The sequence below is a fragment of the Kurthia senegalensis genome, assembly GCF_000285595.1.
Taxonomy (GTDB): Bacteria; Bacillota; Bacilli; order Bacillales_A; family Planococcaceae; genus Kurthia; species Kurthia senegalensis.
This window is the reverse complement of sequence record NZ_HE611067.1, coordinates 1-23,481: the sequence shown is the minus strand read 5'-3', so window position 1 is coordinate 23,481 and position 23,481 is coordinate 1. Positions and strand designations below refer to the sequence as shown.

At 36.6% G+C, this 23,481-nt stretch carries 33 protein-coding genes and 1 pseudogene; 12 read left to right on the top strand and 22 right to left on the bottom strand.

Features of this window, described 5'->3' with window-relative positions:
* Positions 1-38: 38 nt before the first annotated feature.
* The 16 genes from KSHG_RS09790 to KSHG_RS16710 all read right to left on the bottom strand — a co-directional run bounded on the left by KSHG_RS09790 (position 39) and on the right by KSHG_RS16710 (position 8,602).
* A complete protein-coding gene (locus tag KSHG_RS09790; RefSeq protein WP_010305333.1) occupies positions 39-278 on the bottom strand; it encodes a hypothetical protein in 240 nt (79 codons plus the stop codon).
* Positions 275-526, bottom strand: a complete 252-nt coding sequence (locus tag KSHG_RS09785; RefSeq protein ID WP_010305330.1) for a hypothetical protein — start codon at positions 524-526, stop codon at positions 275-277. Before KSHG_RS09785 ends, KSHG_RS09790 begins: the two co-directional genes overlap by 4 nt.
* A 96-nt stretch (positions 527-622) precedes the next feature.
* Positions 623-1,525, bottom strand: coding sequence for an ATP-binding protein (locus tag KSHG_RS17565; RefSeq protein WP_083844882.1), 903 nt, complete (start codon positions 1,523-1,525; stop codon positions 623-625).
* Complete coding sequence (locus KSHG_RS09770) at positions 1,464-1,769, bottom strand: DnaD domain-containing protein (protein ID WP_010305324.1); 306 nt, start codon at positions 1,767-1,769, stop codon at positions 1,464-1,466. Before KSHG_RS09770 ends, KSHG_RS17565 begins: the two co-directional genes overlap by 62 nt.
* Entirely contained in the window at positions 1,759-2,295 is a 537-nt protein-coding gene (locus tag KSHG_RS16725) for a hypothetical protein (RefSeq protein ID WP_010305321.1), read from the bottom strand. The genes KSHG_RS09770 and KSHG_RS16725 overlap by 11 nt, the downstream gene beginning before the upstream one ends.
* Positions 2,288-2,470: a hypothetical protein gene (locus KSHG_RS09760; protein WP_010305318.1), complete on the bottom strand. Its 183-nt coding sequence runs from the start codon at positions 2,468-2,470 to the stop codon at positions 2,288-2,290. Before KSHG_RS09760 ends, KSHG_RS16725 begins: the two co-directional genes overlap by 8 nt.
* A gap of 20 nt (positions 2,471-2,490) precedes the next feature.
* Positions 2,491-3,195 carry an MBL fold metallo-hydrolase gene (locus KSHG_RS09755; RefSeq protein ID WP_010305315.1) on the bottom strand — a complete coding sequence of 235 codons (705 nt, stop codon included), beginning with the start codon at positions 3,193-3,195 and terminating at the stop codon, positions 2,491-2,493.
* Entirely contained in the window at positions 3,195-3,956 is a 762-nt protein-coding gene (gene bet / locus KSHG_RS09750; RefSeq protein WP_010305312.1) for a phage recombination protein Bet, read from the bottom strand. The genes KSHG_RS09755 and bet overlap by 1 nt, the downstream gene beginning before the upstream one ends.
* Position 3,957: 1 nt before the next feature.
* Positions 3,958-5,958 (bottom strand): coiled-coil domain-containing protein, encoded by a 2,001-nt coding sequence (locus KSHG_RS09745; RefSeq protein WP_010305311.1) that lies wholly within the window; start codon positions 5,956-5,958, stop codon positions 3,958-3,960.
* A gap of 70 nt (positions 5,959-6,028) precedes the next feature.
* Entirely contained in the window at positions 6,029-6,382 is a 354-nt protein-coding gene (locus tag KSHG_RS09740; RefSeq protein ID WP_010305308.1) for a hypothetical protein, read from the bottom strand.
* An 11-nt stretch (positions 6,383-6,393) separates the two neighbouring features.
* Positions 6,394-6,558 (bottom strand): hypothetical protein, encoded by a 165-nt coding sequence (locus tag KSHG_RS18345; protein WP_154646896.1) that lies wholly within the window; start codon positions 6,556-6,558, stop codon positions 6,394-6,396.
* Between the two features lie 69 nt (positions 6,559-6,627).
* Positions 6,628-6,864 carry a Rha family transcriptional regulator gene (locus KSHG_RS09730; RefSeq protein WP_010305305.1) on the bottom strand — a complete coding sequence of 79 codons (237 nt, stop codon included), beginning with the start codon at positions 6,862-6,864 and terminating at the stop codon, positions 6,628-6,630.
* A 62-nt stretch (positions 6,865-6,926) separates the two neighbouring features.
* A complete protein-coding gene (locus KSHG_RS09725) occupies positions 6,927-7,217 on the bottom strand; it encodes a hypothetical protein (protein ID WP_010305302.1) in 291 nt (96 codons plus the stop codon).
* A gap of 1 nt (position 7,218) precedes the next feature.
* Positions 7,219-7,473, bottom strand: a complete 255-nt coding sequence (locus tag KSHG_RS09720) for a hypothetical protein (protein WP_010305299.1) — start codon at positions 7,471-7,473, stop codon at positions 7,219-7,221.
* Positions 7,473-8,315 (bottom strand): phage antirepressor N-terminal domain-containing protein, encoded by an 843-nt coding sequence (locus KSHG_RS17780; protein ID WP_010305298.1) that lies wholly within the window; start codon positions 8,313-8,315, stop codon positions 7,473-7,475. The genes KSHG_RS09720 and KSHG_RS17780 overlap by 1 nt, the downstream gene beginning before the upstream one ends.
* A gap of 77 nt (positions 8,316-8,392) precedes the next feature.
* Positions 8,393-8,602, bottom strand: coding sequence for a helix-turn-helix transcriptional regulator (locus KSHG_RS16710; RefSeq protein ID WP_010305293.1), 210 nt, complete (start codon positions 8,600-8,602; stop codon positions 8,393-8,395).
* Positions 8,603-8,789: 187 nt separating this feature from the next.
* On the opposite strand from KSHG_RS16710, the gene KSHG_RS09700 reads away from it, so the two are divergent.
* Entirely contained in the window at positions 8,790-9,155 is a 366-nt protein-coding gene (locus KSHG_RS09700) for a helix-turn-helix domain-containing protein (protein ID WP_210432977.1), read from the top strand.
* Here KSHG_RS09700 and KSHG_RS18995 read toward each other — a convergent pair.
* Entirely contained in the window at positions 9,152-9,277 is a 126-nt protein-coding gene (locus KSHG_RS18995; RefSeq protein WP_261797771.1) for a hypothetical protein, read from the bottom strand. The genes KSHG_RS09700 and KSHG_RS18995 overlap by 4 nt on opposite strands.
* A 226-nt stretch (positions 9,278-9,503) precedes the next feature.
* On the opposite strand from KSHG_RS18995, the gene KSHG_RS09690 reads away from it, so the two are divergent.
* The 5 genes and pseudogenes from KSHG_RS09690 (at position 9,504) to KSHG_RS09675 (ending at position 14,170) form a co-directional block, all read left to right on the top strand.
* Positions 9,504-9,719: a helix-turn-helix transcriptional regulator gene (locus tag KSHG_RS09690; protein WP_010305286.1), complete on the top strand. Its 216-nt coding sequence runs from the start codon at positions 9,504-9,506 to the stop codon at positions 9,717-9,719.
* A 371-nt stretch (positions 9,720-10,090) separates the two neighbouring features.
* Positions 10,091-10,198, top strand: a pseudogene (locus KSHG_RS19220) (Arm DNA-binding domain-containing protein); the annotation flags it as partial.
* Positions 10,199-10,258: 60 nt separating this feature from the next.
* A complete protein-coding gene (locus tag KSHG_RS09685) occupies positions 10,259-11,164 on the top strand; it encodes a tyrosine-type recombinase/integrase (RefSeq protein WP_261797773.1) in 906 nt (301 codons plus the stop codon).
* A 187-nt stretch (positions 11,165-11,351) separates the two neighbouring features.
* Entirely contained in the window at positions 11,352-12,728 is a 1,377-nt protein-coding gene (locus KSHG_RS17560) for a GGDEF domain-containing protein (protein WP_010305278.1), read from the top strand.
* Between the two features lie 17 nt (positions 12,729-12,745).
* Positions 12,746-14,170, top strand: coding sequence for a GGDEF domain-containing protein (locus KSHG_RS09675; protein WP_010305274.1), 1,425 nt, complete (start codon positions 12,746-12,748; stop codon positions 14,168-14,170).
* Positions 14,171-14,471: 301 nt separating this feature from the next.
* On the opposite strand, the gene KSHG_RS09670 is transcribed toward KSHG_RS09675, so the two are convergent.
* The 3 genes from KSHG_RS09670 to KSHG_RS09660 all read right to left on the bottom strand — a co-directional run bounded on the left by KSHG_RS09670 (position 14,472) and on the right by KSHG_RS09660 (position 15,815).
* Positions 14,472-14,852 (bottom strand): SET domain-containing protein, encoded by a 381-nt coding sequence (locus KSHG_RS09670; protein ID WP_010305270.1) that lies wholly within the window; start codon positions 14,850-14,852, stop codon positions 14,472-14,474.
* Complete coding sequence (locus KSHG_RS17555) at positions 14,849-15,229, bottom strand: DUF3784 domain-containing protein (RefSeq protein WP_010305266.1); 381 nt, start codon at positions 15,227-15,229, stop codon at positions 14,849-14,851. The genes KSHG_RS09670 and KSHG_RS17555 overlap by 4 nt, the downstream gene beginning before the upstream one ends.
* Positions 15,230-15,410: 181 nt before the next feature.
* Positions 15,411-15,815, bottom strand: coding sequence for an organic hydroperoxide resistance protein (locus tag KSHG_RS09660; protein WP_010305261.1), 405 nt, complete (start codon positions 15,813-15,815; stop codon positions 15,411-15,413).
* 119 nt (positions 15,816-15,934) lie between these two features.
* On the opposite strand from KSHG_RS09660, the gene KSHG_RS09655 reads away from it, so the two are divergent.
* The 4 genes from KSHG_RS09655 to KSHG_RS09640 all read left to right on the top strand — a co-directional run bounded on the left by KSHG_RS09655 (position 15,935) and on the right by KSHG_RS09640 (position 20,238).
* Positions 15,935-16,360 carry a MarR family winged helix-turn-helix transcriptional regulator gene (locus KSHG_RS09655; protein ID WP_010305260.1) on the top strand — a complete coding sequence of 142 codons (426 nt, stop codon included), beginning with the start codon at positions 15,935-15,937 and terminating at the stop codon, positions 16,358-16,360.
* Positions 16,361-16,556: 196 nt separating this feature from the next.
* Positions 16,557-16,931 carry a nucleotide excision repair endonuclease gene (locus KSHG_RS09650; RefSeq protein WP_010305257.1) on the top strand — a complete coding sequence of 125 codons (375 nt, stop codon included), beginning with the start codon at positions 16,557-16,559 and terminating at the stop codon, positions 16,929-16,931.
* A gap of 169 nt (positions 16,932-17,100) precedes the next feature.
* Complete coding sequence (locus tag KSHG_RS09645; RefSeq protein WP_010305254.1) at positions 17,101-18,006, top strand: tyrosine-type recombinase/integrase; 906 nt, start codon at positions 17,101-17,103, stop codon at positions 18,004-18,006.
* A gap of 432 nt (positions 18,007-18,438) precedes the next feature.
* Positions 18,439-20,238, top strand: a complete 1,800-nt coding sequence (locus KSHG_RS09640) for a carbon starvation CstA family protein (protein WP_010305249.1) — start codon at positions 18,439-18,441, stop codon at positions 20,236-20,238.
* Between the two features lie 112 nt (positions 20,239-20,350).
* On the opposite strand, the gene KSHG_RS09635 is transcribed toward KSHG_RS09640, so the two are convergent.
* Entirely contained in the window at positions 20,351-20,716 is a 366-nt protein-coding gene (locus KSHG_RS09635; protein ID WP_010305246.1) for an OsmC family protein, read from the bottom strand.
* Between the two features lie 102 nt (positions 20,717-20,818).
* Between KSHG_RS09635 and KSHG_RS09630 the strand changes: the two genes are divergently transcribed.
* Complete coding sequence (locus KSHG_RS09630; protein WP_010305242.1) at positions 20,819-21,355, top strand: HdeD family acid-resistance protein; 537 nt, start codon at positions 20,819-20,821, stop codon at positions 21,353-21,355.
* 49 nt (positions 21,356-21,404) lie between these two features.
* Here KSHG_RS09630 and cytX read toward each other — a convergent pair whose 3' ends face one another.
* Positions 21,405-22,604: a putative hydroxymethylpyrimidine transporter CytX gene (cytX, locus tag KSHG_RS09625; RefSeq protein ID WP_010305238.1), complete on the bottom strand. Its 1,200-nt coding sequence runs from the start codon at positions 22,602-22,604 to the stop codon at positions 21,405-21,407.
* Between the two features lie 158 nt (positions 22,605-22,762).
* On the opposite strand from cytX, the gene KSHG_RS09620 reads away from it, so the two are divergent.
* The gene (locus KSHG_RS09620; RefSeq protein WP_010305234.1) at positions 22,763-23,455 is read left to right on the top strand and encodes a hypothetical protein; all 693 of its coding nucleotides are present in this window, start codon (positions 22,763-22,765) and stop codon (positions 23,453-23,455) included.
* The last annotated feature ends 26 nt before the right edge of the window (positions 23,456-23,481 follow it).

Genomic DNA, 23,481 nt, shown 5'->3' with positions numbered 1-23,481 from the left:
CTTTTGTTTAAGGCGGTTTATACTGCCTATTTTTAGTGTTACAAGTCAATCGTGCGTACATACTTAAAGCCATCTGCGATTAAGTGAGTGCCATCTTCAGCATAAGGCGTAATAACGCTTGCTACCTTGAAACCTTCACTCATTGAGCCATTTTTTCTGAACTCGAATAGCTTTTCGATTTTCTTTTCGATATGAATTTTGCCAGTTTCGCTACTCGCACGTTGCTTCAGCTTTTTAACATTCAACTGTACTGGAATGCCATTTTTATTTTGATTCATGCGACTACCTCCAAAATTTCTTTAACAATCACATGTGCAGCAGCTACCAGTGCATACGTGTCATAATCGTTTGCGACACGCAAACCTTGCGTATTTACAAAAGCACCTTCTTGTCGTTCGTAGTTACCACTTTCAAAAATCACTGTTTCCATGTCGTAACAAACTTTTTTGACTACTCCGCCACCGATGCGTTTGGCTTCTAAAATTACAAATGGTGTTACTAAATTGTTAAATCCTAACGTTTCCATTCCGTTCACTCCTTATCTTTGATTGCTAAGATTACAAATGTGATGACTGCAATGACTGTGAGTGCGTCTACGATGATGTTATGCATTGTTGCCCTCCTAATTGATTGGTTTTGTTAAATCAAACGCTTTTACACGCTTGTCTTTTGTGTCCTTGAACTGAATCGTTGCAACATTTTTAAGCAATCGACTAATCAATGCGCTACGTTGCATGTATTCGCTCCCGTACATCGTTTCCAACTGCCCTCGGCTGTAATTGGTCGTTACGATAGTCGCTTTGCTCTGACGTGATTCTAGGACTTCTGTGAGGACTTCTTTTGTCCAACGTGACGCTTCTTTATCGCCTGTTTCGTTGCCTAAGTCATCGAGAACTAGGAAGTCAACTCGGCTCAACAAGTCGATGAAATACATTTGTGTGTACTTGCTGTCTTTGTTGTTAAAACTATCTTTGATGTGTTGCAGCATGTATCGCACGTTGATAAAGGCACACTCAACATCGAGTGTTTCATTTAAGTTTCTAAGAATGGCCATTGCCAGGTGTGACTTACCGACACCTGTCGAGCCTGTAAATAAGGTTGTGAAATATTCGTCTGCTTGCTTGCGATGTAATTCTTTGTAGCGATCAACTGCTAACTTCGCTTTGCTCGCATTGTCGAGTTCTTCGTTTGTAAGTGATAAGAAATTTTTGAACCCTGCGTCTGCGATGGTCCGGTCACTAAAGATGGAACAATGATGCAATGTGTTTTTACGCTTGTTTTGCTCACGCTTGATTGCTTCATCTGTGATACGTTGCTCCAGCTTTGTATCTTCCTTTTGTTTAAGGCATTGCAAGCAAATAAGCTGATTACCGTATTCTTCAAAACCTTTTAGCTTACTCGCTTCATACAACGGATATTTAATGTTGTAACCATATTCGTTAAGGTGCTCATTCGGACAATCCTTAGAAGTTAACGCCATCATCATATTGTTTGGGAGCTTCATAAGTGTTTTGATGTTTTCCATTTCTTCCACGCTCCTTTTCGTGTGCTTGTAAGTCGTTCAGTGTTTTGATATTTTGTGATTTCCAATTTCTCGCAATCGCTGCAGCGTATTTAATCGTGCGTTTATTAGCGAGTACTGCTGTCTTTAATGCTTCGAGTGCTAGTTCTTCGTTTACATCTTTAATGATGTAGCCGATTTCTTCTGCGATATAAGGTGTTAATGGGCCAAATTCAGATTCATAAAATTTAAAGACTTCACCAGACAACGACGACATGCTTTTTTCTTTTGTTTTTCTTTTCTTTTTGTTTTTCTTTTTCTTTTTCTTTTTGTCCACTTATCGTCGACGTATCGTTATACGAATCGTTCAACGAATCGTGATGTTGCTTGAAAATCATTGCTATATCAGGCTTTTCGATGTTTTTTATGCTCGATTCTACAAAACTGCTCGTCTTAACATCTGCCAACTCTTTTCGTATACAATCCAAGACGGGTTTACCACCTTTGAGTAAATTGTATTTAGCCCATTTCTTCAGATAAAGTTCTCGACTCGCTGTGTCATACTCGACTAATTCGTGATGTTCGATGAAACGTTGCATTAGTGCATTGACCGATTCAAGCGAGTAACCTAATTCAAATGCAATTTGACGCTTTGTGATTTGGTAGATACCAATTTGGCTTGTATGTTCATTTGTTAGTAAATACAAGTAGAACAGTTTATCCTCTGGTGTAAATTCTTCTTGGACTTTCGGATCGCTCCAAAAGTTTGTGTAGATATGTCTGTACTTAGCCATTTAGTACTTCCTCCTTCATTTTTGCGAACACCAATGCACGTCTTAACTCGTGGTACTCGCATTCTTCTAAATGCTTGCCATTCAAACGAGTCACTTTCAATTTGTAAAGTTGGTCGATAACGCATTGTTTTTTCATTGCGTCGTGCAAGTGTTGCTTGAATAATTTCTTTCTCATTCAAATCTCCCTCTTTCTCTCTATTTGGCAATCAACACTCGTTTACCAGTCGCCATCGCAACTTCTTCGTACATTAACTTTTCATTCGAATTATTATCCGACAAGTGAAGCAAATGGATTTCTTCAACTTTCGATAAGTCGTTTGCTTCGAAGAATTTGAGTAAGTTTTCAAGTGAAAAGTGTGATTTCATCACTCGCTTATATAAAAAGCGATGAATTTTATTTGTTTCTAGGTTGCTGTCCAATACTGATTGAGCGTAATTGCACTCAATCATTAAATGCGTCAGCCCTTTAAAGCGATACTTGATGTAATACGTGTCTGTCGCAAATAACAGCTTGTCGCCATCTTTTGATTGAATCAGATAGCCGAATGGTTCGTTTACATCATGTTGAACGTCAAAAGGAATGATTGTCCAAGTGCCGATATGAATCGGCGTTTTATTTCGAATCGTGTGCATACGATGATGTTCGATATTTAATGCTTCTGCTGTTCCTGCACTCATATAGCAATCGACTGCAGCGTCTAAAAACTGTTTTGTATATTTAGCGTGGTCATTATGTTCGTGTGTAATTAAGCAACCAACGACATTTTGCAAATCAAAGTTCAAGGCTTTTTGAACTGCTTTAAATGGCATACCAGTTTCGAGTAGTAAGGAAGTTTGCCCGTCACTTATGTGATAGGCATTCCCTTTACTACCACTAGCGATTGTTGTAATCGTTAGCATTAGAAATCTGGACCTCCATTGCTTTCTGAAACATCTTCGAAAATGTCGGGTTGTTCGTAGATTTCGCCTTGTACTGATTCAACCGGTTCTGTTGTTGGTTCATTTGCCGGTTCTGATGGAATGTCGATGAAGTCACCTTTATTTGCATGAGCATCTACCTCCTGTTGCACCACTTGTTTTTCGCTAGGTTTGTTTAAATCCGCATCATCTTCTGTGTACATTGCACCTAAGTTTTCAGGGAATGCTTCACGTAAAGCGTTTACGATTGCTGATTTACGAATCATGTTTAAAGGCATTTGTTTCCACGTTGCTTGACCTTTGCCGAACTCGTCTAAACTGATTTTAGAAACAATTGGCATGTCACGATCCTTACGATAAACTTCGCACCAACCACCAATTAATTGGTCGTTAGGTAGTTTTACTGCACCTTCAATTTCGACTAGGCTGTTTTCACGAGCAACGATAATACCTGCTTTAAATCCTTTGTAATTCGGATTCGCTTCGGCACGTTTCATAAACGCTTCTTTTGAAACGATAATTTGTGATGGTTGTGAGCCGAATTTGATAAGGTACGCTTCATTTAAGAAAGGATTTAATTTTTGGAACTTGCAAAGATTCATGAACATTACGACTTCTTGCTCTGATACATTGCCGTTACCGCGTACTAGATATTCACGTACTGTATTGCCACTTAGTTTTACTGGTTCACCGTTTACCTCGTATGAAATAGGTGTTGTCATTACTGCGTTTTGATTTGTCATGTTAAATTACCTCCGTTAGTTGTTTTTGGTTTTGCTCTACACGTAAAGATTTATCTGCAGCACTCACGATCAAGCGAATAACTTGTGCGTCTGTGTCGATTAATTTTGTTACTGCTTCCGCGTTGTCGATGATGATTGTTGCTGATACGTTGTAATGTGCCGATAATGTATTGATGATGTCGATGCCTGCGTTGATTCGGGCCGCATTGTTAAGACCTTTGCTAAATGGCACACCGTTTACGAGCGTTTCGCACGTTTCTGCAAGACCGCCATTGACTTGATTTTCAAAAAGTTTGAACGTTACATATTTAAATTTGCTGTTGATTTTTTCTTGTAACATCTCGACTTTTTTGCGTGTGAATGTTTCGCCCTGGAATAGAGTTTCTTCAATTTTTGCGAACATCTTAGCAAGTTCACCCTCACGAGTTGCAAGTTCATTAATACGCCCTTCAATAACGTCTTTATTCGCTGTTTTCGCTACTTCTGCGTTGAGTTGTGAGCGTTCGTTGATAAGTGCTTGTTTTTGACTTTCAACATCTTGTAAAGCTTCATTTGCGTGTGATTCTAGTTGTTGAATTTCTTCTTTTAATGCTTCACCTTTCGCTACCAGTTGCTTGTACTGTTCGTCATCTTCGAGCGCTGCTGTTTTTGCTTTTGTATCGCTAATTTGCGATTCCAGTTTTTCGATTTCGGTTTGTTTTTTATCAATGACTTTTTGCTGTTCTTCAAGCTGTGCTGTTGCTTCTTTGATGTGATTTTCAAAGTCGACAATTTCATTTCGCAAACGATCTAATTCTCCACCGATTTGCTTGCCGGTGTGTGAAATTTGTTGAAGCTTGTTTGATTTGTTGAGATTAAAAGTTTTAACAGCTTCCTCGACCTGTTCCGCTGGTAGGTCTTGTTTGCACGTTGGGCAACTGCATTCTGTTTTATCAAATGTCTTTGCGTTCTCAACGTTGTACTCGTCGCGTTTCGATTGGATTTCTGCTTCTAATGATGCGATACGTGCATGAGCATTTTTAATAGACGATTGATTGTTTTGAATCTTGTTTTGTAACTGTGCAATTGGTGATTTTAAGTTCAACAAGTTGCTACGTTCTTCTTGCAGGCGTACTTCGATGCTGTATAAACCTTCATTTTGTCGTGCTTTAAAATCAGATTGATACGTTACTACTTTCGCTCGTAACTCTGCGATTTCTGCTTTCTTTTGAGCGATAGCACCGCCATTTTTAATGTTTGAAGCTGTTTCGTTTAATGTGTCGATTTCTTTTTCAAGTTCCGCAATGCGTTCTTTTAATGGTGTTGTGTCTGCAGCAAATGAAAGTTGTTTTTGCAGTTCACTGATTCGCACTGGAATTTCTTTCAGTTCCGAGTTGATGTCTTTTTTCTTCTCAGTCGTGATTTTTTTAAACTGTTCAAACGTGCGACCCTCTAACTTTTCAAACAATCCAGTAAGTGTTTTGTCTGAATTGATAACGTCTTGATCTGTTACGTCACCAGCGATTTCTAACAGCAATGAACGACGGTCTTCCCATTTCACTGTTTCAGAAAAGTACAAAGGATTCGTTAGTAGCTTGAACGTGCTTTCGTCGATTACATCCGAAACCGCTGTTGTGTATTCACCTTTTTTCGAAGGCACTTCATTGATCCAGTACTTTGTTTCGTGACCGCCAAATTCAGCAGTTGCCGCACCGCGTTTTTTCGTCCATTTTTCGCGGAATGTTTTCTTCAACTTCGTTTCAACGCCATCAACTAAAAGCGTTAGTTCGACGCTGTGTTCTGCGTTATGTTGCTCTTCGCCGTCCTCTCGAATTGTCTTGATAGCGAAGTCTTTTTTGTCTTGACTGTTTTTATCAAACAAAGCCCAGTGAATTGCGTCTGCAATCGTTGTTTTACCTGTTGCGTTGTCGCCTAGAACATTAACGTCACCTGCTGTTTTCAAGTTGAAATTTAAGCCTTTGAAGTTTTCGATTGTTAATGCGATGATTTTTACTTGTTTCATGTGTGTTCCCTCCGTATAATTGAGATAGTTTATTTTTTAAGCAGTCGACTACTGGAATAGTCGACTTTTTTTATGCAATGAAATCGGGATTTTGATAAGGACGTTCTGTCGATAAAACCCAACGATTATCGACGTTTGTTAGATAGCCCTCGATAGTTAACATTTCAAAAATGTCGCTGAACTCGTTACGTTTAAGCATGTTCGTAAACTCTCGTTCCTTCATCTGTTCCAATGCTTCCTCGATGATGTGTGATGACGGTGTGCCTGCGGCGAAAGTTTTGTAGTAGTAATCAAAGTGAAAATCAATCGCTTGAATTGATAACTCTTCGTTCATCGCTTGCGCCTTTTCAACGCCCTCACGTTCTGCGATAACCTTCAGCATAAATTCTCTGTTGAAGTCGATTTCTTTAATTTGTAGTACCACGTTGTTTCCTCCTAGTTTTTGATTTTATTTTTGATGTTCACAAATGCGATGATGATGTTTTCTTTTATCATCAGTAGTAAACCTACTGCGATAAACACGACCATTCCGCCTAACGCTAGAATGTCGAAAACATGACCGTAAATGTACATGTAAAACATTGCTGTTAGTAGTTCCACCTTCATTCCTCCTTATCGTTGTAGCTTCGATGCCTTGCTGTTGTAACCGTTGTGCTAGTTGTTCTAAATTCATGCTGTAACTGCTTCTTTCTGTTTTGATTTGTGATAGTTTGATAAGTTTTCATGATGTTCAACCAAGCTGTCATAGCCCATTTCGTTGATGATATAGCACGGCCGTTTTTCACCTTTTGCATCGAGGTAAAACGATTTGTAGTACGTTGATTCGTCTAATCTCCTGCGGATCGTGCGTAATAATTCTTTGTGCTGTCGTTTAAACATGACTGCTAAGTTGATTGAGTTGAACATCGAAAACCCTCCATTTATGTTGATTCATTCACCCAGTTCATTTGCCGATGACTGTTTGTTTTTTAATACATATTTCTTAAATCGTGCATAACTTCTTGATAAGCAATTTCAAACCCTTGTGCATTCCAACGTCTTGGTCCATTTTCAGATAATCGGAATTGATGTTGTAAAATACGTGGATCAGATAAGATTTTTTGTAGCGATTTTTCATGTTTAATTCCTGTGATACGTTTCACGTCGTTAATATCAATAGAAAGTACTTTAGGTAATGCGAGTGCTTCTAATCGTTCTGTAACGAGTTGTGACACTATGTTATTGATGTGTTGTTCATCTAATTGAATTTGTACCTCCATGCTAGTCCCTCTTTTCTGCTCGTTTTAAAGCATCACTAGCGTTCAAAAATAAGCGTCCTAACTCTTCTAAGTCATCCGCATACAAGCAAAGTGTCAAACCGTTAGGTAATACTTTTAAACTTTGGTTGCCGTTTGTTTGCGATGTAGCTTCGACTTCTGATAGCTCAACTAAGCAATGTCCCATGTCGAATGCTGGTGTCACTACTGCTTGCACTTGCTCTGTAAGTAATTCTGAATTCAAGAAAATGTTGTTCATTACACTAAAACCTCCTGAAATTTAACGTTATGTTTAATTGCCATTTCTTTCACGATGGCGATATAGATTTCTAAAAGTCGTTGGTCACTCGAAATAACATCTAACTTCGATACCGTTTTGACCTTTGATTTACCAAGTCCAACCGCAGCCATGTCACGTTTACGATTGTTAACTCGGATTTCTAACTTGCACTTGCCACGCTGTTCGAGTAATTCGTAGCTTTCACGTCTAACGGCTTGATACTGATCTAAACCACCTCGAACGTCTGCGATTCGATTTAATACCGTATTCAAAGTTTTTCTCCAAGAACTTGCATTCAATGCCATAATTTCTGCAATGTTTTGTTGATTTTGTTCAAGGACGTCCGTGCGCTGTTTAATCGCTGTGACTTCTTGCTCCATCGCTAGCATTTGTTGTGCAGCTTGCATAAACATTTCTGCTTGTGTTAACGGTTTTTGCTTCTGTAAGAAAGCTTCCGCTAAAACATCTTTCGCTTTTAATTGATATTCGATTAACCGGTTCGCTACCCAAGGAGTTTCTTCTTGCATCTTTGGTGTGATATTGATTTTCGCAAGCCATAACGGTAAGAAATCTAGTTCAATACACAAGACATCTTGTAGACCGCCTTTTGTAGGGAGTTGCAAATTTGCAATACCTTTAAAAAGGACTAAGTCACCTTGGATTTTTCTTGTTTGATTTTGGTATTGACCTTCGCTTAAGCCAACACCCTCTGAAACCCACTTGACTGCCACGTAAATCTTTCCGTTTGTCGATTTAGCAGCTAATAATTCTGTTCCTGCGAATGAAACCGTTTGTTGTTCGATTACTTGAACGTTTGTCATGTTATGACCCTCCTATTTTTTATGAGTTATACTCATATCTTTATTTAAAAAAATAAATATGATTTAAACTCATATTTTTATTTATTAAAAAGCGTCGAAACGTCTTTTTTGTATAACTCCGCTAATTTAAATGCTACTGAAATTGCTGGACTTTGTGTTCCATTCTCATAGCGAGATATATTAGCTTGCGTAACACCAACGATTTCAGCAACTTCTTGCTGGCTTAACTTCGTTTTCTCTCTTGCTGAAATAAGTTCGTAGCGTTTTTTGCGTTCTACTGTCGTCATCAAAACTCTCACCGCCTTCCGCGAGTTATGTGTTAAACTCATATTTCATACTCTTATAATATATGCGTTAAACTCATAAGTCAACACTTTTGTTAAAATAAATTTAAAACTGTAGTATATTTTATGTGTAGCACTAATAAATAAAGGGAATCTTCTTATATAAGAGGAGTGTTAAGAGGTGAATAATTTGAAGGAAATTAATTTTTCAGCACGTTTAAAAGATTTAAGGAAAAACAAAAAATTATCTCAAACTGAACTTGCGAATTTTTTAGGCATAACGCAAGCAAATGTATCTCGTTACGAAAAAGGAGATCAGCTACCGGATTTTGATACGCTCGTTAAGTTATCTCAAAAATTCGATGTGAGTCTAGACGACTTAGTATTCTCTACTGGATTTACTAAAGAAGAATTGCAATTCATTGATAGCACAAAAAAAATATCCGCTGAAGAACTCTTGAACGACTACGAACTTGTAGTCGATGGAGTTGCTGCAACAGACAAAGAAATAGAAGAAGCTATACGTATGATTAAATTTAACAGATTCCAGTCTTAGTGTAGATCAGGAGATTTTCTGCTTTTTTCATTTTTGAAACTTTGCAACTTACTAATTAATACTTTTATATCTATTTGTACCTTTGCTGTTTCTTTGGTCACTTGGTTTGCTGTACTTTTCATAAAATCTCCCTCTCTAACTAAGACAATCGAATTAAAAGATGTTCATAAGATTATTGTAAATACTAAAATCCTATTTTACAACTACCGTTATAAGTAATTTTATCGACATTTTGTCGTATTTTTAATCTTTTAGAACTAATTTTAAATTTATTTTTAACAACTTTTGGAAGTTAATGTAATTAAATAACATTTTATAGTTTTTTAATAAAAACTAAGGAGTTTTTATATGTATAAAGTCGGGAAATGTTTGCTTCTCGACTTGCTTAAACAACGTGGTATCTCCCAATCTGATTTAGCGGTCAAAACTGGAGTATCACGTCAACGGATCAACGCTATTGCACACAACCGCGAAAAAATGCCAGTAGAACTGGCATTTAACATTTCTAAGCTGTTGCAATGCCATATCGAAGATTTGTATACATGGGAAGCAAACAAAGAGTAATGTTAGTCGCATTACTCCCGACCAAAGTAAAGCTATAGCTTTACTTTTTCAATTATACGAAAAAAATATCATTTTGCATAATTTTATATTACACAAATAACAGCTAAAAATAAGAACTCTTGTTCGCTTTTTTCTATTATACTACTATCTTCTCCGTAATTAAATCGTTTTTATTACATTAATATGTAATAAAATACAATTTATTGCTAACATATAGGAAAGGAGGTGGTTTCGCCCTACCCTATCATTCACCCAGTTCATTTGCCGATGATAGAAAGAGTGATAAAAAATGGGGAAACCACAATTAGAAAAAACTAAAGAAAAATATGTATTTAGTTATATAGAAAAAACAAGCAAAAAAATACGCATATCGTTTCCGACATACGCGTAAAGATGGCACACGTAAAGAAATGTACCGACAAGGTTTTAAAACTGCAAAAGAAGCTACGTTAGCGTTGACAGAACTTAAAGCTGAACTCCTTAAAGGTAATTATAACAAAGTTGATTATAAAGATTTATCTGTAGAAGATTTATTTGAAATGTTCATTGAATATCAAACGAACAAAGTAACTATGAGCACGTTATTGAACACTAAAAATGTGAGGAATAAAATTTGTAAATACATTGGAAGTGTAAAATTAACTCAATTAAACAGTTATATATATCGCAGAGATTTTCTTAGTATAGTCGAAAAAGATTTAGCACAAGGCACATTGAAAGCGTATGACTCAAAAATGAACGCTGCGATTAACTTCGCTGTAAAAAACGAAATGATTGATCGTAATCGAATCAAAGGTGAAAGTTTTGAAACTAGTAATAGGAAGAAAATTTATACAACTGAAGAAGTTGAAACGATTTTTAAAGTCGCTGAAAAGTATCCTCATTTACGCGCACCAATTTTATTCTTAATGCATACCGGTGTGCGTGTCGGTGAAATGCTTAGTATCAAATGGCGTGATATAGACTTCGATAAAAATTTAATTGATATTAATTGTACCTACACGAAATTTGGAGAATCTAAACCAAAATCTAAGTATAGCGTGCGAAAGATACCGATGTCTAAAAAACTAATGCTGGAGTTAAAGAAATACAAAGCACATCGAAAAGCGACTCTTTTGCAAAAAGGTATGATTGCTAGTGTGAGTAAAGAAAAATTCGAGCCGCAGTATGTTTTCGTTGCGACTAATGGAACAACAACATTAAATTACGATCACATCAAAAGATTCTTTAAGAAGGTACAACAAGCCGGTGTGAAGGAAGCTACTCCGCACGTTTTCCGTCACACCTTTGCATCTCGCTTAATATCGGAAGGTATAGACATTGCAACTGTCGCATCGTTGCTCGGAGATACGATAGACACTGTACAAAAGACATATGTACATGCGATTGAAAACAAAAAAGAAGAAGCGATTAATAAATTAGATAAAATCATGTTTTATCATTGATTTTTTTATTTTTTGCTATCAAATGGGGAACTTTATGGGGAACTGGTTGTATAAAACGTTGTCATGACGATAATTACAACTGGTTCTCCTATTTCCTATTAAAATGTATGCTTTTTACATGTATTTCTTTCATATAAAACGGTATTATAAACATAAAGAAATCAATCGTTCGTTTGAAGGTGAAAAGATGACACAACAACTCCATAACAAATTAAAAATCGTCCAAAAAGCATATGAAGAAGAAAACGCCGCGCAATTTTTTACGTACATGCCTGATTTACTGGATGAGCTATATAAAGAACATCGTATCGAGGAATACATTACGTATACGATGCATTGTGCGATTCTCTATTTTCGCCATCGTAATTTGACGTTGGCGAGTAGTTTACTTTCTGATAAAAGCATCACCATTGAAGAGCATGCAACGCCACTTCAAAAAATCCGCTATTACAATTTACTCGCTGCTTTACAAGGTGAAGTAGGCTCTTTAAAAGACATGGTTCCCTTTCTTTTAAAAGCCAAAATGTTAGCTGAAGAGCATCATGCAATCGGCCATCTCGCACAAATTTATCATAACCTCAGTATTTATTATTTAAAGACAAAAGACTTTGAAAACAGCCTTTATTTTGCTCGCAAAAGTATTACGTACTATCATGAAGATCCATCTATTGCACATTATGAATTTCTTTTACTTAACTACTCAAAAGTACTCGTAGAAGTAGATAGTTGGGAAGAGGCAACCGACATTCTCAATCAAGCACGTACGCTTATTAAACGTCGTCCAATGAATTACTATGACGTACGTTTAATCATTGCAGAAGCACACTTTCTAGAGAAACAACATCATTTAAATGAAGCACTTCAACTGTTGTTAGACGCACTTCAACAATTTGAAAATCATCCTAAATGGTGCTTAGACTTATACGAAAAAGCGTGTCCGATTGCGAAAGTGATTTATACGCCGAAAACTTATTTTGACTTACTTAAAAAATATCAACATGCCCTTCAAAAAGGAATTGAACTCGAAAAAAACATCGAGATTGAAATGGTCATTCCATATTTCAATGATGCTCCTTATAAAGAAATTGCTTGGCAAGATGCTCTCACAAAATTGCATAATCGTAAATATGTAGAAGATCACATTCAAAGCTGGCAACAAAAGCATCCTTCCTACAGTGTCATACTATTTGATATCGATCACTTTAAAGTAATGAACGATACGTATGGTCATCTGTACGGGGACATGGCATTACAACAACTTGCTTCCACATGTAAACCATTTTTCAATAAACAGAAGGCACTGTTCGTCCGTCTCGGAGGCGATGAATTTTTCGCCCTCCTACCACTTACGACAGAAGAAAAAATGCAATTTCTCATTAAAGAACTTTATCGTGAGTTAACACACGTAGAATTAGCAAAACCTACTATTAAACTAACGATTAGTTTAGGTGCTTACGTAGAAACGAATCCAAACATTTCTTTAAAGGAATTAATTCAAAAAGCAGATATTGCACTTTACCAATCGAAACAAAACGGACGTAATCAATTTACGATTGTCCACTAAAAAGGAGGCGTGATCGTATGTATTATCGTCAAATCATGAATAATATTTTTGCACAATCTCCTTCAAAAACTTGGGAAGAACTAAGAGAAAAATTAGATCAAATTGAAAATAAGCTTCAACATACACATCAATATTCTAATTTATGTAATTTATATTACAATAAAGCCGCAATTTTATTTTCATTCGGTCGCTCGACAGAAGCATTGCATCTTCTACTGGATCAACGTGATTTATTTAATCGTTTCGCACAACCTGTCGACCAACTTCGGATTAATTTAGCGACTGTCGTCATTTTAGATGCACTCGGGTATCATGAGAATTACTACGAAAACATGGTCGCATTTCATGCAAGGGCTCAATCATTAAAAGTCCATCCTATCGTTGCGGATACGTTAAACAATATCGGCGATCATTTTGTTCAAAATGATAAAATGGAAGATGCCATTATTACTTTTCAGGCTTGCTTAGACTATTGTGAAACCCACTTCAAACAGTCTAATCTTTATCCAAAAGCTTACTACTTTGCTCTCCTCAATCAGACGGAGATGTTTATCCGCATCAATCAATTGCAAAAAGTTAAAACTAATTTTGAAATATTTCAAAAAACGAAAGAAAATGCCGATTTCACACATCTTTTAATGTACGACCATTGTCAATTTTTATTCGCCGTAGCAAAACAAGATGTGAAACATGCTGCACAATTAGCCGAGCAATTGCAAAATGTTGATTTAGAAAGCTTACAACTGCAAATCGTAGAAGATATTTTTCAAAGTTTGCTCCACTTTTATGAATTACAAGGGCAAGTCGAACGAGCGATTCAAATAATGGAACGCCATATTGCATATCAAAAAAGTTTAAGTTCTGCAAAAGTTCATCAACTATTCATAACGTCTCAATATGAGATGAAAAAAGCGGTTGCTATGAATGATATGTATTTTGATTCGTTAACACAGACGTGGAACCGAAATGGTTTTGAAAAAACCGTCATCCCAATGCTCGAAACAGGGTGTCCGAATGCATCTACCCTTTTCGGAATTATCGATGTAGACTATTTCAAGGAAATTAACGATCGTTACGGTCATGTTATAGGTGATGCCGTTCTGATGGAAATCAGCAATCGAATTCACCGCTTTTATACGGAATATGATGATAATAGTTATTGTTATTACGGTCGATTTGGTGGCGATGAGTTTTATTTCGTTTATCAAAACGAGGATGAGCACCATCTTCAACAATTTGCTCGTCTATTTTATGAACAATTGATTACAGAACCTTTTACGTATGAAACGATTTCTTTCCCACTGCGCATGACAATCGGATGTGCCTACGGGAAAAACGATATCAAAAAATCATTGAATGATTGGATTTCCTTATCGGACAGCATTTTATACGAAGCGAAAAAGAACGGCCGCCAACAAATTCTCATTAAAAAAATCGACTAAATAAAATAGAACAAAAAAGCCGTTCCAACATGCTCACACATGCGGAACGGCTTTTTTAATTTGATTCTATGCTATTGATTTTTTCAAATAATATCGCTAATTGAGCATTTACCGAATAGAAGAAAATCAACAAATAAAGTAGAAAATACAAAGAAATTATTGTGCATTTCATATACGTTATTTATTTCGTAAAGTACGAGGACGCGTGGTGGAAAGTATTCGTCGAATCAAATAAAAAAATAGAGTGATTTGTATTTTTCAAATCACGCCATCTTACTATTGGACGTAAAACCTTTACATTTTACTCTTCTTTATTGAACCAAAGTGGATCGTTGTCATCAACGTCTCCATTGTAGTTAATAAATACTTCTTCGCCCGCTTCAATATCACGGTAAGCTGAGAAGTTGAATGTTTGACCATCAAAGTCAATTTCATACGTTGCATTTGGTGTATAAGAATGGTTAAATAGCATACCATATCCAAGTAAAATAGCTGAACGTCCGATTCCGTACTCGAAAGCGTAATCCGCTAATAATGTTTTTTCGATATGTTCATGTTGCTCATTTGGATAAGCTAAAACAGGTGCTGCATGGAACATGGTTCCTTTTGGAATAAATTCAGAGGCAAATACACCACGTGTATATTCGCCTTCACTAATCGGTGATGTTTTAATTTCAATCATAGTTGTTCTCCTCGACGTTTATATGTTGTCACTTGAGTTAACTGTATCATGAATCCGGCAAAAAGTATGTTATTTTTTTCAGGTTCCACTCGATTCATCGATACAATGCCTAAAATAATGCTTAAAACCATCACAAAATAGCCGATATAACGAAACACGTTATTCCCTGAATATGCTGCAACGATTAAGAGCGCAATCGAAACCGTTATCCAACTCATCATTTTTCCTGTTTGAATACAAAGAGCTCGTTCATCATAATTCGTCTTTTCTTCTGCAGACATCGTATTATATCCTGCAATTAAAAAAGCACCCTTCCCTCGTAGCAAATAGTTCGACAACATACACATTATAATGAAAACAATGACTAACATAATCATATAAATCCCCCATTCCCAATATTTTAATTATGGAATAAAAAGGAATTATATTCAATCATATGCTATGAAAAAATGCGACCGTCAGCCGACAGTCGCATTTTTTCGAGTTACGTACCTTCTTTTACCATAATAAAGGTCTTTGAGAAACTATCCCCTAGCGAAGAGTCTATTTATACTTTCATTATACGGCTTTAATCGTCACGTCAATATTTCCAGCTGTTGCTTTTGAATAAGGACATACAGTATGTGTTAATTCTAATAATTGTTGTGCTTCTTCACGGGAAATGCCATCAATGTGACCGACAATTTCAACAGCTAATACGAAATCAAATGGCGCTTTTTCAAATAAGCGAACCGTTGCTGTAATCGATGATTTTTCTTTAATACCTTTTTTACGTTTAATTAAATCAAGAGCGCTATTGAAACATGCACTGTATCCTGCAGCAAATAATTGCTCTGGATTCGTTGCGTTTTCTACTTTTGAACCTGGAGGCGCAATTTTCACTTTAAACGATTGATCGTCTGCGATTGACTCCCCACTACGTCCACCTACATTTAGCATTTTTGTTGAGTAAATTTCTTTCATTTCTATCACTCCTCATTTAAATTAAGAACAATTAAATTGTATACAATTTAATTGCATTTGACAAGCAATACACTTCCTTTACAATAGAAGTATTCGAAAGATAGACGGAGGCACTTGCTATGAGTGAAAATCTAGATCACCAACTTTGTTTTTTATTGTACGTATCATCTAAAGAAATTATTAAAGAGTACACAGCACGGCTCAAAAAATACGACTTAACGTATACTGGCTATATTACGATACTCGCTCTATGCGACGAAGAACATTTAACAATCAAACAACTAGGACACAAATTATTTCTTGATTCAGGAACGCTGACACCGTTAGTAAAAAGATTAGAGTCTAACGGATACGTCAATCGCAAGCGCTCAAAAGAAGATGAAAGACATCTTTTCGTTTCATTAACACCTAAAGGACGCGCACTGTCTGAAAACCTTCACTGTATTGGAGAAGATATTTTACAAAACTCTTCGATCCAAATTCAACCCGAAAAAGTAAAAGAATTGCATGCAATGTTAAGTCAATTCATCAATCAATTACGTTAAAACGAAGCATAGCCGCTATGAAAATAGTCGTTATGCTTATTTCATTTTGCATAACGGATAATTGACGCCATAATCGGCTGTAAAATAGAAAAATATCACGTATAAAGTGCGTCTCCTTAAAAACTTAAAACTATATATTTCTCACAAAGCGTGATATAATCAAGTTTCAAGACATTCAAAAGGACTGAAAAAACATATGATTAAAATTGATATGCCAAAACCAGACGTTGTTATCCAACAACGTGAACAAAAAGCAAAAGAAGGCGAAGCACCAATTACGCCATTCCATGGTTTCATCGACCTACACAAAATCACTCGTCAAAATGGCGGTATTTTCTTATTTTATAATGAACAAAATGAAGTTTTATTCGTTGGTAAAGCACGTAAAATTCGTCAACGTATTAAAAAACACTTCGAAGATACTGTATCACCTATGAAAGATCACCGTGATGAAGTTTTCAAAATCGAAGTATATGAAATTGAAGATCAAATGGAACGTGAAATTTACGAAACATATGCAATCAATACGTTTAAAGCAAAATACAACGTTGAAAAAGTATTTTATAAATAAAAAAAGCTTACCATTTAGTGCTGCGCCCAAAAATCAGAGTAAAATCTAGATTTTTGGGTTTTTTATGTATATCTCGATGAGATGGGATTTCGTTATATAAAGACAGTGAGCGACTTCATACGCCATTTATGATACAATTTATAGAACAAATGTACGTGAGGTGATCGCTATGGCAGAACAAAATATAATCGGTATGGAACAACTAGAAACGCGACGACGCCAATCGGCACGGGAAGCAGATCGCGCACAATTTGAACGTCGTATTCCAAATGCTTATAAGCATGATTTATTAAATTATGAAGGCTATGTTCAACATACGCGTCAGCAAATTAGTGCTGAAAGCATGTATGATTATTTGTACTACTCGATTACACAAGAAAAAGTGAAAAAAAGCACGTTTGAAAAACGATTAGCTGCGATTAAAAAATTGCTGAAAATCGACTACAATTATACGTTTCTAAACGATGAAACGTATATTAAAGAAACGACTTTTTTACGTAGCTTATTTAACGAAGAACAATACGCTCGTCAAAAACAAGTAAAAGGTAAAAAAGCGGTCGATTCTGTAAAATTAAAAGAAGCCCTTATGAAATTGGACGTGCGAGGTCGTGCCATTTGTCTCGTCAATCTCATCACTGGCAATCGTCCGAACGAAATGGTCGCCTTGCAAATGAAAGATTTCGATCTAAAAAGTGGTACGGTCGATGTGTATTTGAAAAAGCAAAAACGTTTTAAAACGAAGCGCCTCACAGAAGAAGTCGTACAAAGTATTCAAGCGTATGTGCAAGAATATTCGTTAAAACCTGATGATTACTTTGTCGGACAAATTATCGCCAATCAATACGGACGAAAGTACCGTAGTAAACACGTTTCTGAAAGAACTTTATTAAATGATTTAAATCGTTGGACAGGGCTATCTGGCTATAACTTTAGAAAAACGCTCGTTTCCGATATGCACGAAAAAGGAGCCGACTTGGCGACAATTGCTGAACAAACAGGTCATCGCTCTCTCCAAACGATTACGAATCATTATTTAACGGTTTCCGATAAAACGATTGATAAGTTTTTACCTTAAAATAAAAAATAGATGCTTGATCCATTTGGATCAAGCATCTATTTTTTATTTATATACAGAAAATGATATCCGTTTGAACACGCAAAATGTTTACTTTTTCGAATTCAATCGTTCAAAATAAAGTAACGTTATTTTACATATAAGCACGCCTTTCACATAGCTATGTTCTTAAAAAATAAACATATTTTTCTTTATTTAAAAATAAGGAAATATACTCTTTTTAGAGAATTTTTTTATTTTTACGCATAGATTACCTTACGTTTTTCATCTTTTTTTGAAATATATCGATGGATTTTTTACTATTTGAATAGTCTTCGTGTATCAGTTCTGTTTCTTTAAAAATAATATTGTTATATAACAAAAACCGTGGTACGATAAATTTACAATAATCAAACAATTCAAATTACTTACATATGAGAAATGAGGAATTAGATGAATGCTATTACGTTAGTCATTGCAGCAATTTGTATTTTGGCGATTACTTATCGCTTTTACGGATTATTTTTCACGAAAAAAGTATTGAAAATAAACGATGATCTTCCAACACCCGCACATACGATTAATGACGGGAAAGATTTCGTTCCAACGAATAAATGGGTTGCATTCGGACATCACTTTGCTGCCATTGCAGCGGCAGGTCCTCTAGTCGGTCCTATTTTAGCAGCGCAATTCGGTTATTTACCCGGGTATATTTGGTTGCTCATTGGTGCCGTAATTGGAGGTGCTGTTCACGATACGGTCGTCTTATTTGCCTCAATGATGAAAGGTGGGAAATCACTATCTGAAGTCATGAAAGACGAATTAGGCCCAGTTGCTGGATTTTGTACAGGTCTCGCAATGCTCTTCATTATTACGATTACGATGGCCGGTCTTTCCATGGTTATTTTAGGAGCCCTTGCTAACAATGCGTGGGGTACTTTCGCCGTTGCCTCAACGATTCCCATTGCGATGATTATGGGCCTTCTAACGAAATTTACCGGCAGTATTAAGCTATCTACTATTCTCGGTGTCGTCTTGCTAATAGGTACCGTATTTTTCGGTCCAAACATCGAAGGAACGTGGTTAGGAAATGTCTTAACACTTGATAAAGAAGCGTTGTCTATCATTTTACCAATTTACGCGTTCTTCGCTGCGGCACTACCTGTTTGGTTTTTATTAGCACCGCGTGATTACTTATCAAGCTTCATGAAAATCGGCGTATTTATCGCTTTAATTATCGGTGTATTTATTATTAATCCAGTTATTGAATTCCCCGCTATTATTCCTGACTTCATTAACGGCGGTGGTCCGATTGTCAATGGTCCTGTATGGCCATTCGTATCGATTACGATTGCTTGTGGTGCAATTTCTGGCTTCCACGCATTCGTTGGTTCGGGAACGACGCCTAAAATGCTCGATCGCTGGGAAGACATTCGAATCGTCGGTTTCGGCGCGATGCTCGTAGAATGTGTCGTTGGTATTATGGCTTTAATCGCTGCGACAGTTCTTCACCCTGGTGATTATTTTGCGATTAACTCTGCTCCTGAAAAATTTGCTACACTCGGTATGGACATTGTCGATTTACCGGCCCTATCTGCCGCAATTGGCATGGATTTAGAAGGACGAACAGGCGGGGCCGTTACGTTAGCTGTCGGTATGGCAAAAATTTTCTCAGACGTCGAATGGTTTAGCCATTTAACGAGTTATTTTTATCAGTTTGTCATTATGTTTGAAGCGGTCTTTATTTTAACGGCGATCGATGCAGGAACGCGTACAGCACGTTATTTAATTCAAGACTTCCTTGGAAACGTCTATAAACCTTTGAAAAAAACCGATTGGTTACCAGGTACGATTTTCGCTAGTGCCCTTGCCTGCCTTTTATGGGGATACTTACTGAACTCAGGTGATATTGCTTCTGTTTGGGCACTATTCGGTGTATCAAATCAACTGATGGCATCGATTGGTTTAGTTTGTGGAGTCACATTCGTCTTAAAAATTGCCGACAAACGAATCTACGCCCTTACATGCTTTATCCCACTCATTTACTTATACATTACTGTAAACGTCGCTGGTTATTGGATGGTGAAAAATGTGTATTGGAACAGTGCAGCAGGCGGTTACAACGTTTTAAACGGTATTTTATCTGTTATTATGCTCGCACTCGGTATTGTCATCGTCATCGCTTCCGTTATAAAATGGAAAGAATTATGGCAACATCCTCGTTTTACGAATGACGTAAAAACAGAAGCTTAAAATCAGTATAGAAGCCCATTCAAAGCATTGTATTTGAATGGGCTTTCGTCATTAAAAAACACGCGTTTTTAGCACGTAAATAGCTAAAACCGCGTGTTTTATTATCGAGTGTTTACGACTCTTTATGGAATGAAACAGACCCTTGATGTTTTAACGTATTCCCGATAATACAGCCTCTTTCAATCGAAATCATCATTTTTTCTTGATCGTATGATTCTGGTAAAGATGGCAAGACGATCGAAACCGAAAATTCATTAAAGCGAGCAGGGGCTTTCGTCAATGTAGCCGTCGCTTCTGCATATAAATCCGCTTCATCGTACTCAATGCCATCTCTTTCTAACACTTCTTTTGTCGTTTTCAATGCGCAAGCTGCTAAAGCCGCCTCCAGTAAATCTTTTGGACCCGTATTTGGCAACTCATACAATTCGTCTTCTGTTGAAACGGTCGTTACGTGCTGTACTTTTTGTACTTTTGTCATGAAAATCGCCTCCTCTTATTTATTTCCCTGTAAAAAGAAGTTTAAACTTGAATAATTTAGTGAAAACAATATAGAAAGTGCATTTTAATAGGAGGTTATATTGTGAAAAAATTAGGGCAATTTACACTCATTATTGCTATTTTAAGTTTTGTTCTTTCTATGTTTTTATTTTTCAAGCCCGTACGTACGCTTGAAATCATTATTATGATTTGTGCTATACTTGCCATCGTTAAAGGTCTTTTCGATCTTTTTTCTTACTTCAGAGAAAAGAGAAAACTTAAAAAAGCATCAAGTGCTACATTAATTGTCGGTCTATTAATGATCGTGCTCGGCGTCTTTTTATTTTTCGCTCCACAATTCGGTCTTGCCTTTGTTGGCGTCGTCTTTGCTATTTGGTTCTTACTCGAAATCATTCGCAATTTAATAGAACTGTTTTCAGAGACACATACGAAAGATGTTATTTTTTGGATTGCGATTGTATTCAATGTCATTAGTTTAATTTTCGCTATCTTACTACTTATTTTCCCATTGTACGCCGCAATCAGCTTCTCACTTATTTTGGCTTTGTACTTTTTATTTCAAAGTATTGCACTATTCCTCGGTTTCATCGTATTACGTAAAGTGAGAAAAGCCATTTAATAAACAAAATAAAAAGCAGTGAAGGTAGAAAATAGCTTCACTGCTTTTTTCATTTTGTATGAGGTGTTTGACGTAACGTTAAACCAGCAGCATAGACGATACCCGTTCCAATTAAAATCCAAATCGTATTACCGAAGAGCAAATGGGTAGATAGCGTTACATAATAGCTACAAACACCGATTCCCCATACAGCCATCGCATACAAAGGCGAAAAGCGTATATTTCTTTTTTTCAAGACGTATTCGTGCATGAACAAAATACCATACAGCGGTGCAAAAATAGATCCAATCCAATATAAAAATTGTTCGTACACGCTCACAGGTACCGTTAATGCGATGATGACCGCAAAAACTGTAAAGACAATCGATGCTAATTTAGAATTTACTCGTTTGAAAAGAAGTTGGCAGTTAACCCCTGCCGAAAAACAATCTAAAAAAGTCGTGACGATTGTAGATAAAAAAATTAAAAGAAGTGCGGCCACAGAAAACCCGCTTGCAAGTAAAATTTGACCAATATCAGCTGAGCCGACGTACAATGCGCCACCGAGTCCTAAACTAAACATAAAACTACTTCCAACACCGTACGCAATGACACTCGTTAACGTCCCTTGTAACGGCTTTTGAACGAGCTTTGAATAATCCCCGATCACCGGGAGCCAAGACAAGCACATGACCGTGCTCAGCTCCACGGCTTCACTATATGTAATCGATACCCCTAATCCTTCCCCTTGAAGAACCATTCCTTGATGCCCAAAAATCGTATAGGCTAGTAGTAAGGTGAACAAAAACAAACAAAAAACAATGACACTATGAACGATACTCATTTTTTTTAGCCCGACAACAATCCAGACAATTAATAACAAACCGATAGCCATTGCCCAAAAGAACGTATTTCCGAATGCAAACTGTTCACGTGAAATCGTGCGTAAAGCGTGTGTCCCCATCGTAATGACGACAGCTGCCCAGCCGATTAGTTGCACCATATTGAGCGTTGCGAAAAATTGAGCCCCCTTCGCACCGAATGTATTAGCTGTTGAAGCGATGGCACTTTGTCTGTTTTTACTACTCATCCATGCTGCACCGAATAAAATGAGCATGCCGATTAAATGCCCTACTATAATCGCTGACATCCCTTTTTGAAATCCGAGTGGTGCAATAAGAGCGCCCGTCATGATTTCCGCTAATGAAATAGACGCTCCGAACCATAAAAAGAACTGGCTCATCGTCGTCGTTTTACTATTTTCCGTCACTTCAAATCCCCTTCTTCCACTTTGTATACGGTCAGTGTAACGATATTCTGATTATTAGAAAAGTATCAGTATATAAACTTTTTATAAGGTCAGTATTTCAGACTTGAACTTTCAAGACCGCTTACGATAATAAAATAGAGAAGAGCGGAGGAATGTAAATGAAAAAATATTTTTTATTTTTAAGCAGTGCCATTTTCGCTTGTACGATGTTTCTACACGTTCCAACAAACGGCCATGCCAAAAATATCTATGTTTTTAAGCATGAAAAATTGTACAAAAATGGTCGTGCTTATACGGGTGTCTACAAAAAGAAATTGTACAAAAATGGAGCAATTAATCGCCAATCCCTTTATTTATACGATCAACAATTATTTAAAAATGGTCGTACGTATATTACACGGACATTGTACAAAAATACATTGTATATTAACGCTGAAAAGGCAACAGGTAAACATGTCTATAAAAAAATTCTATACGTCAATGGAAAACGGGCAACAGGTATCGTCATTGCTTCCAACAAACTGTATAAAAACGCCGTACTTTATAAAGGGTATATCGTGTACAAAGAGCGTTTGTATTATAACGGGAAAGTGTATATGAAGATGAAAAAATATAACGATGCCCTCTATAAAAATGGTGTGATTTATACGAATTCAGGTACGTTTATTTATAAAAACGAACTATTTATTAATGGCTTCCTCCCGAAAGGCTATTGGATTTACAATGCGACGAAAGATCCCGAAAATTTTGAGGCGGAAGTTCTTTATTACAACGGGAAAATTGCGACTGGCACAGTGACTTACGAAGGTATGACCTACGTAAACGGGAAAATAAACTTAAAAAAACAATAAAAAACGAGTATGACCTATTGTCATAC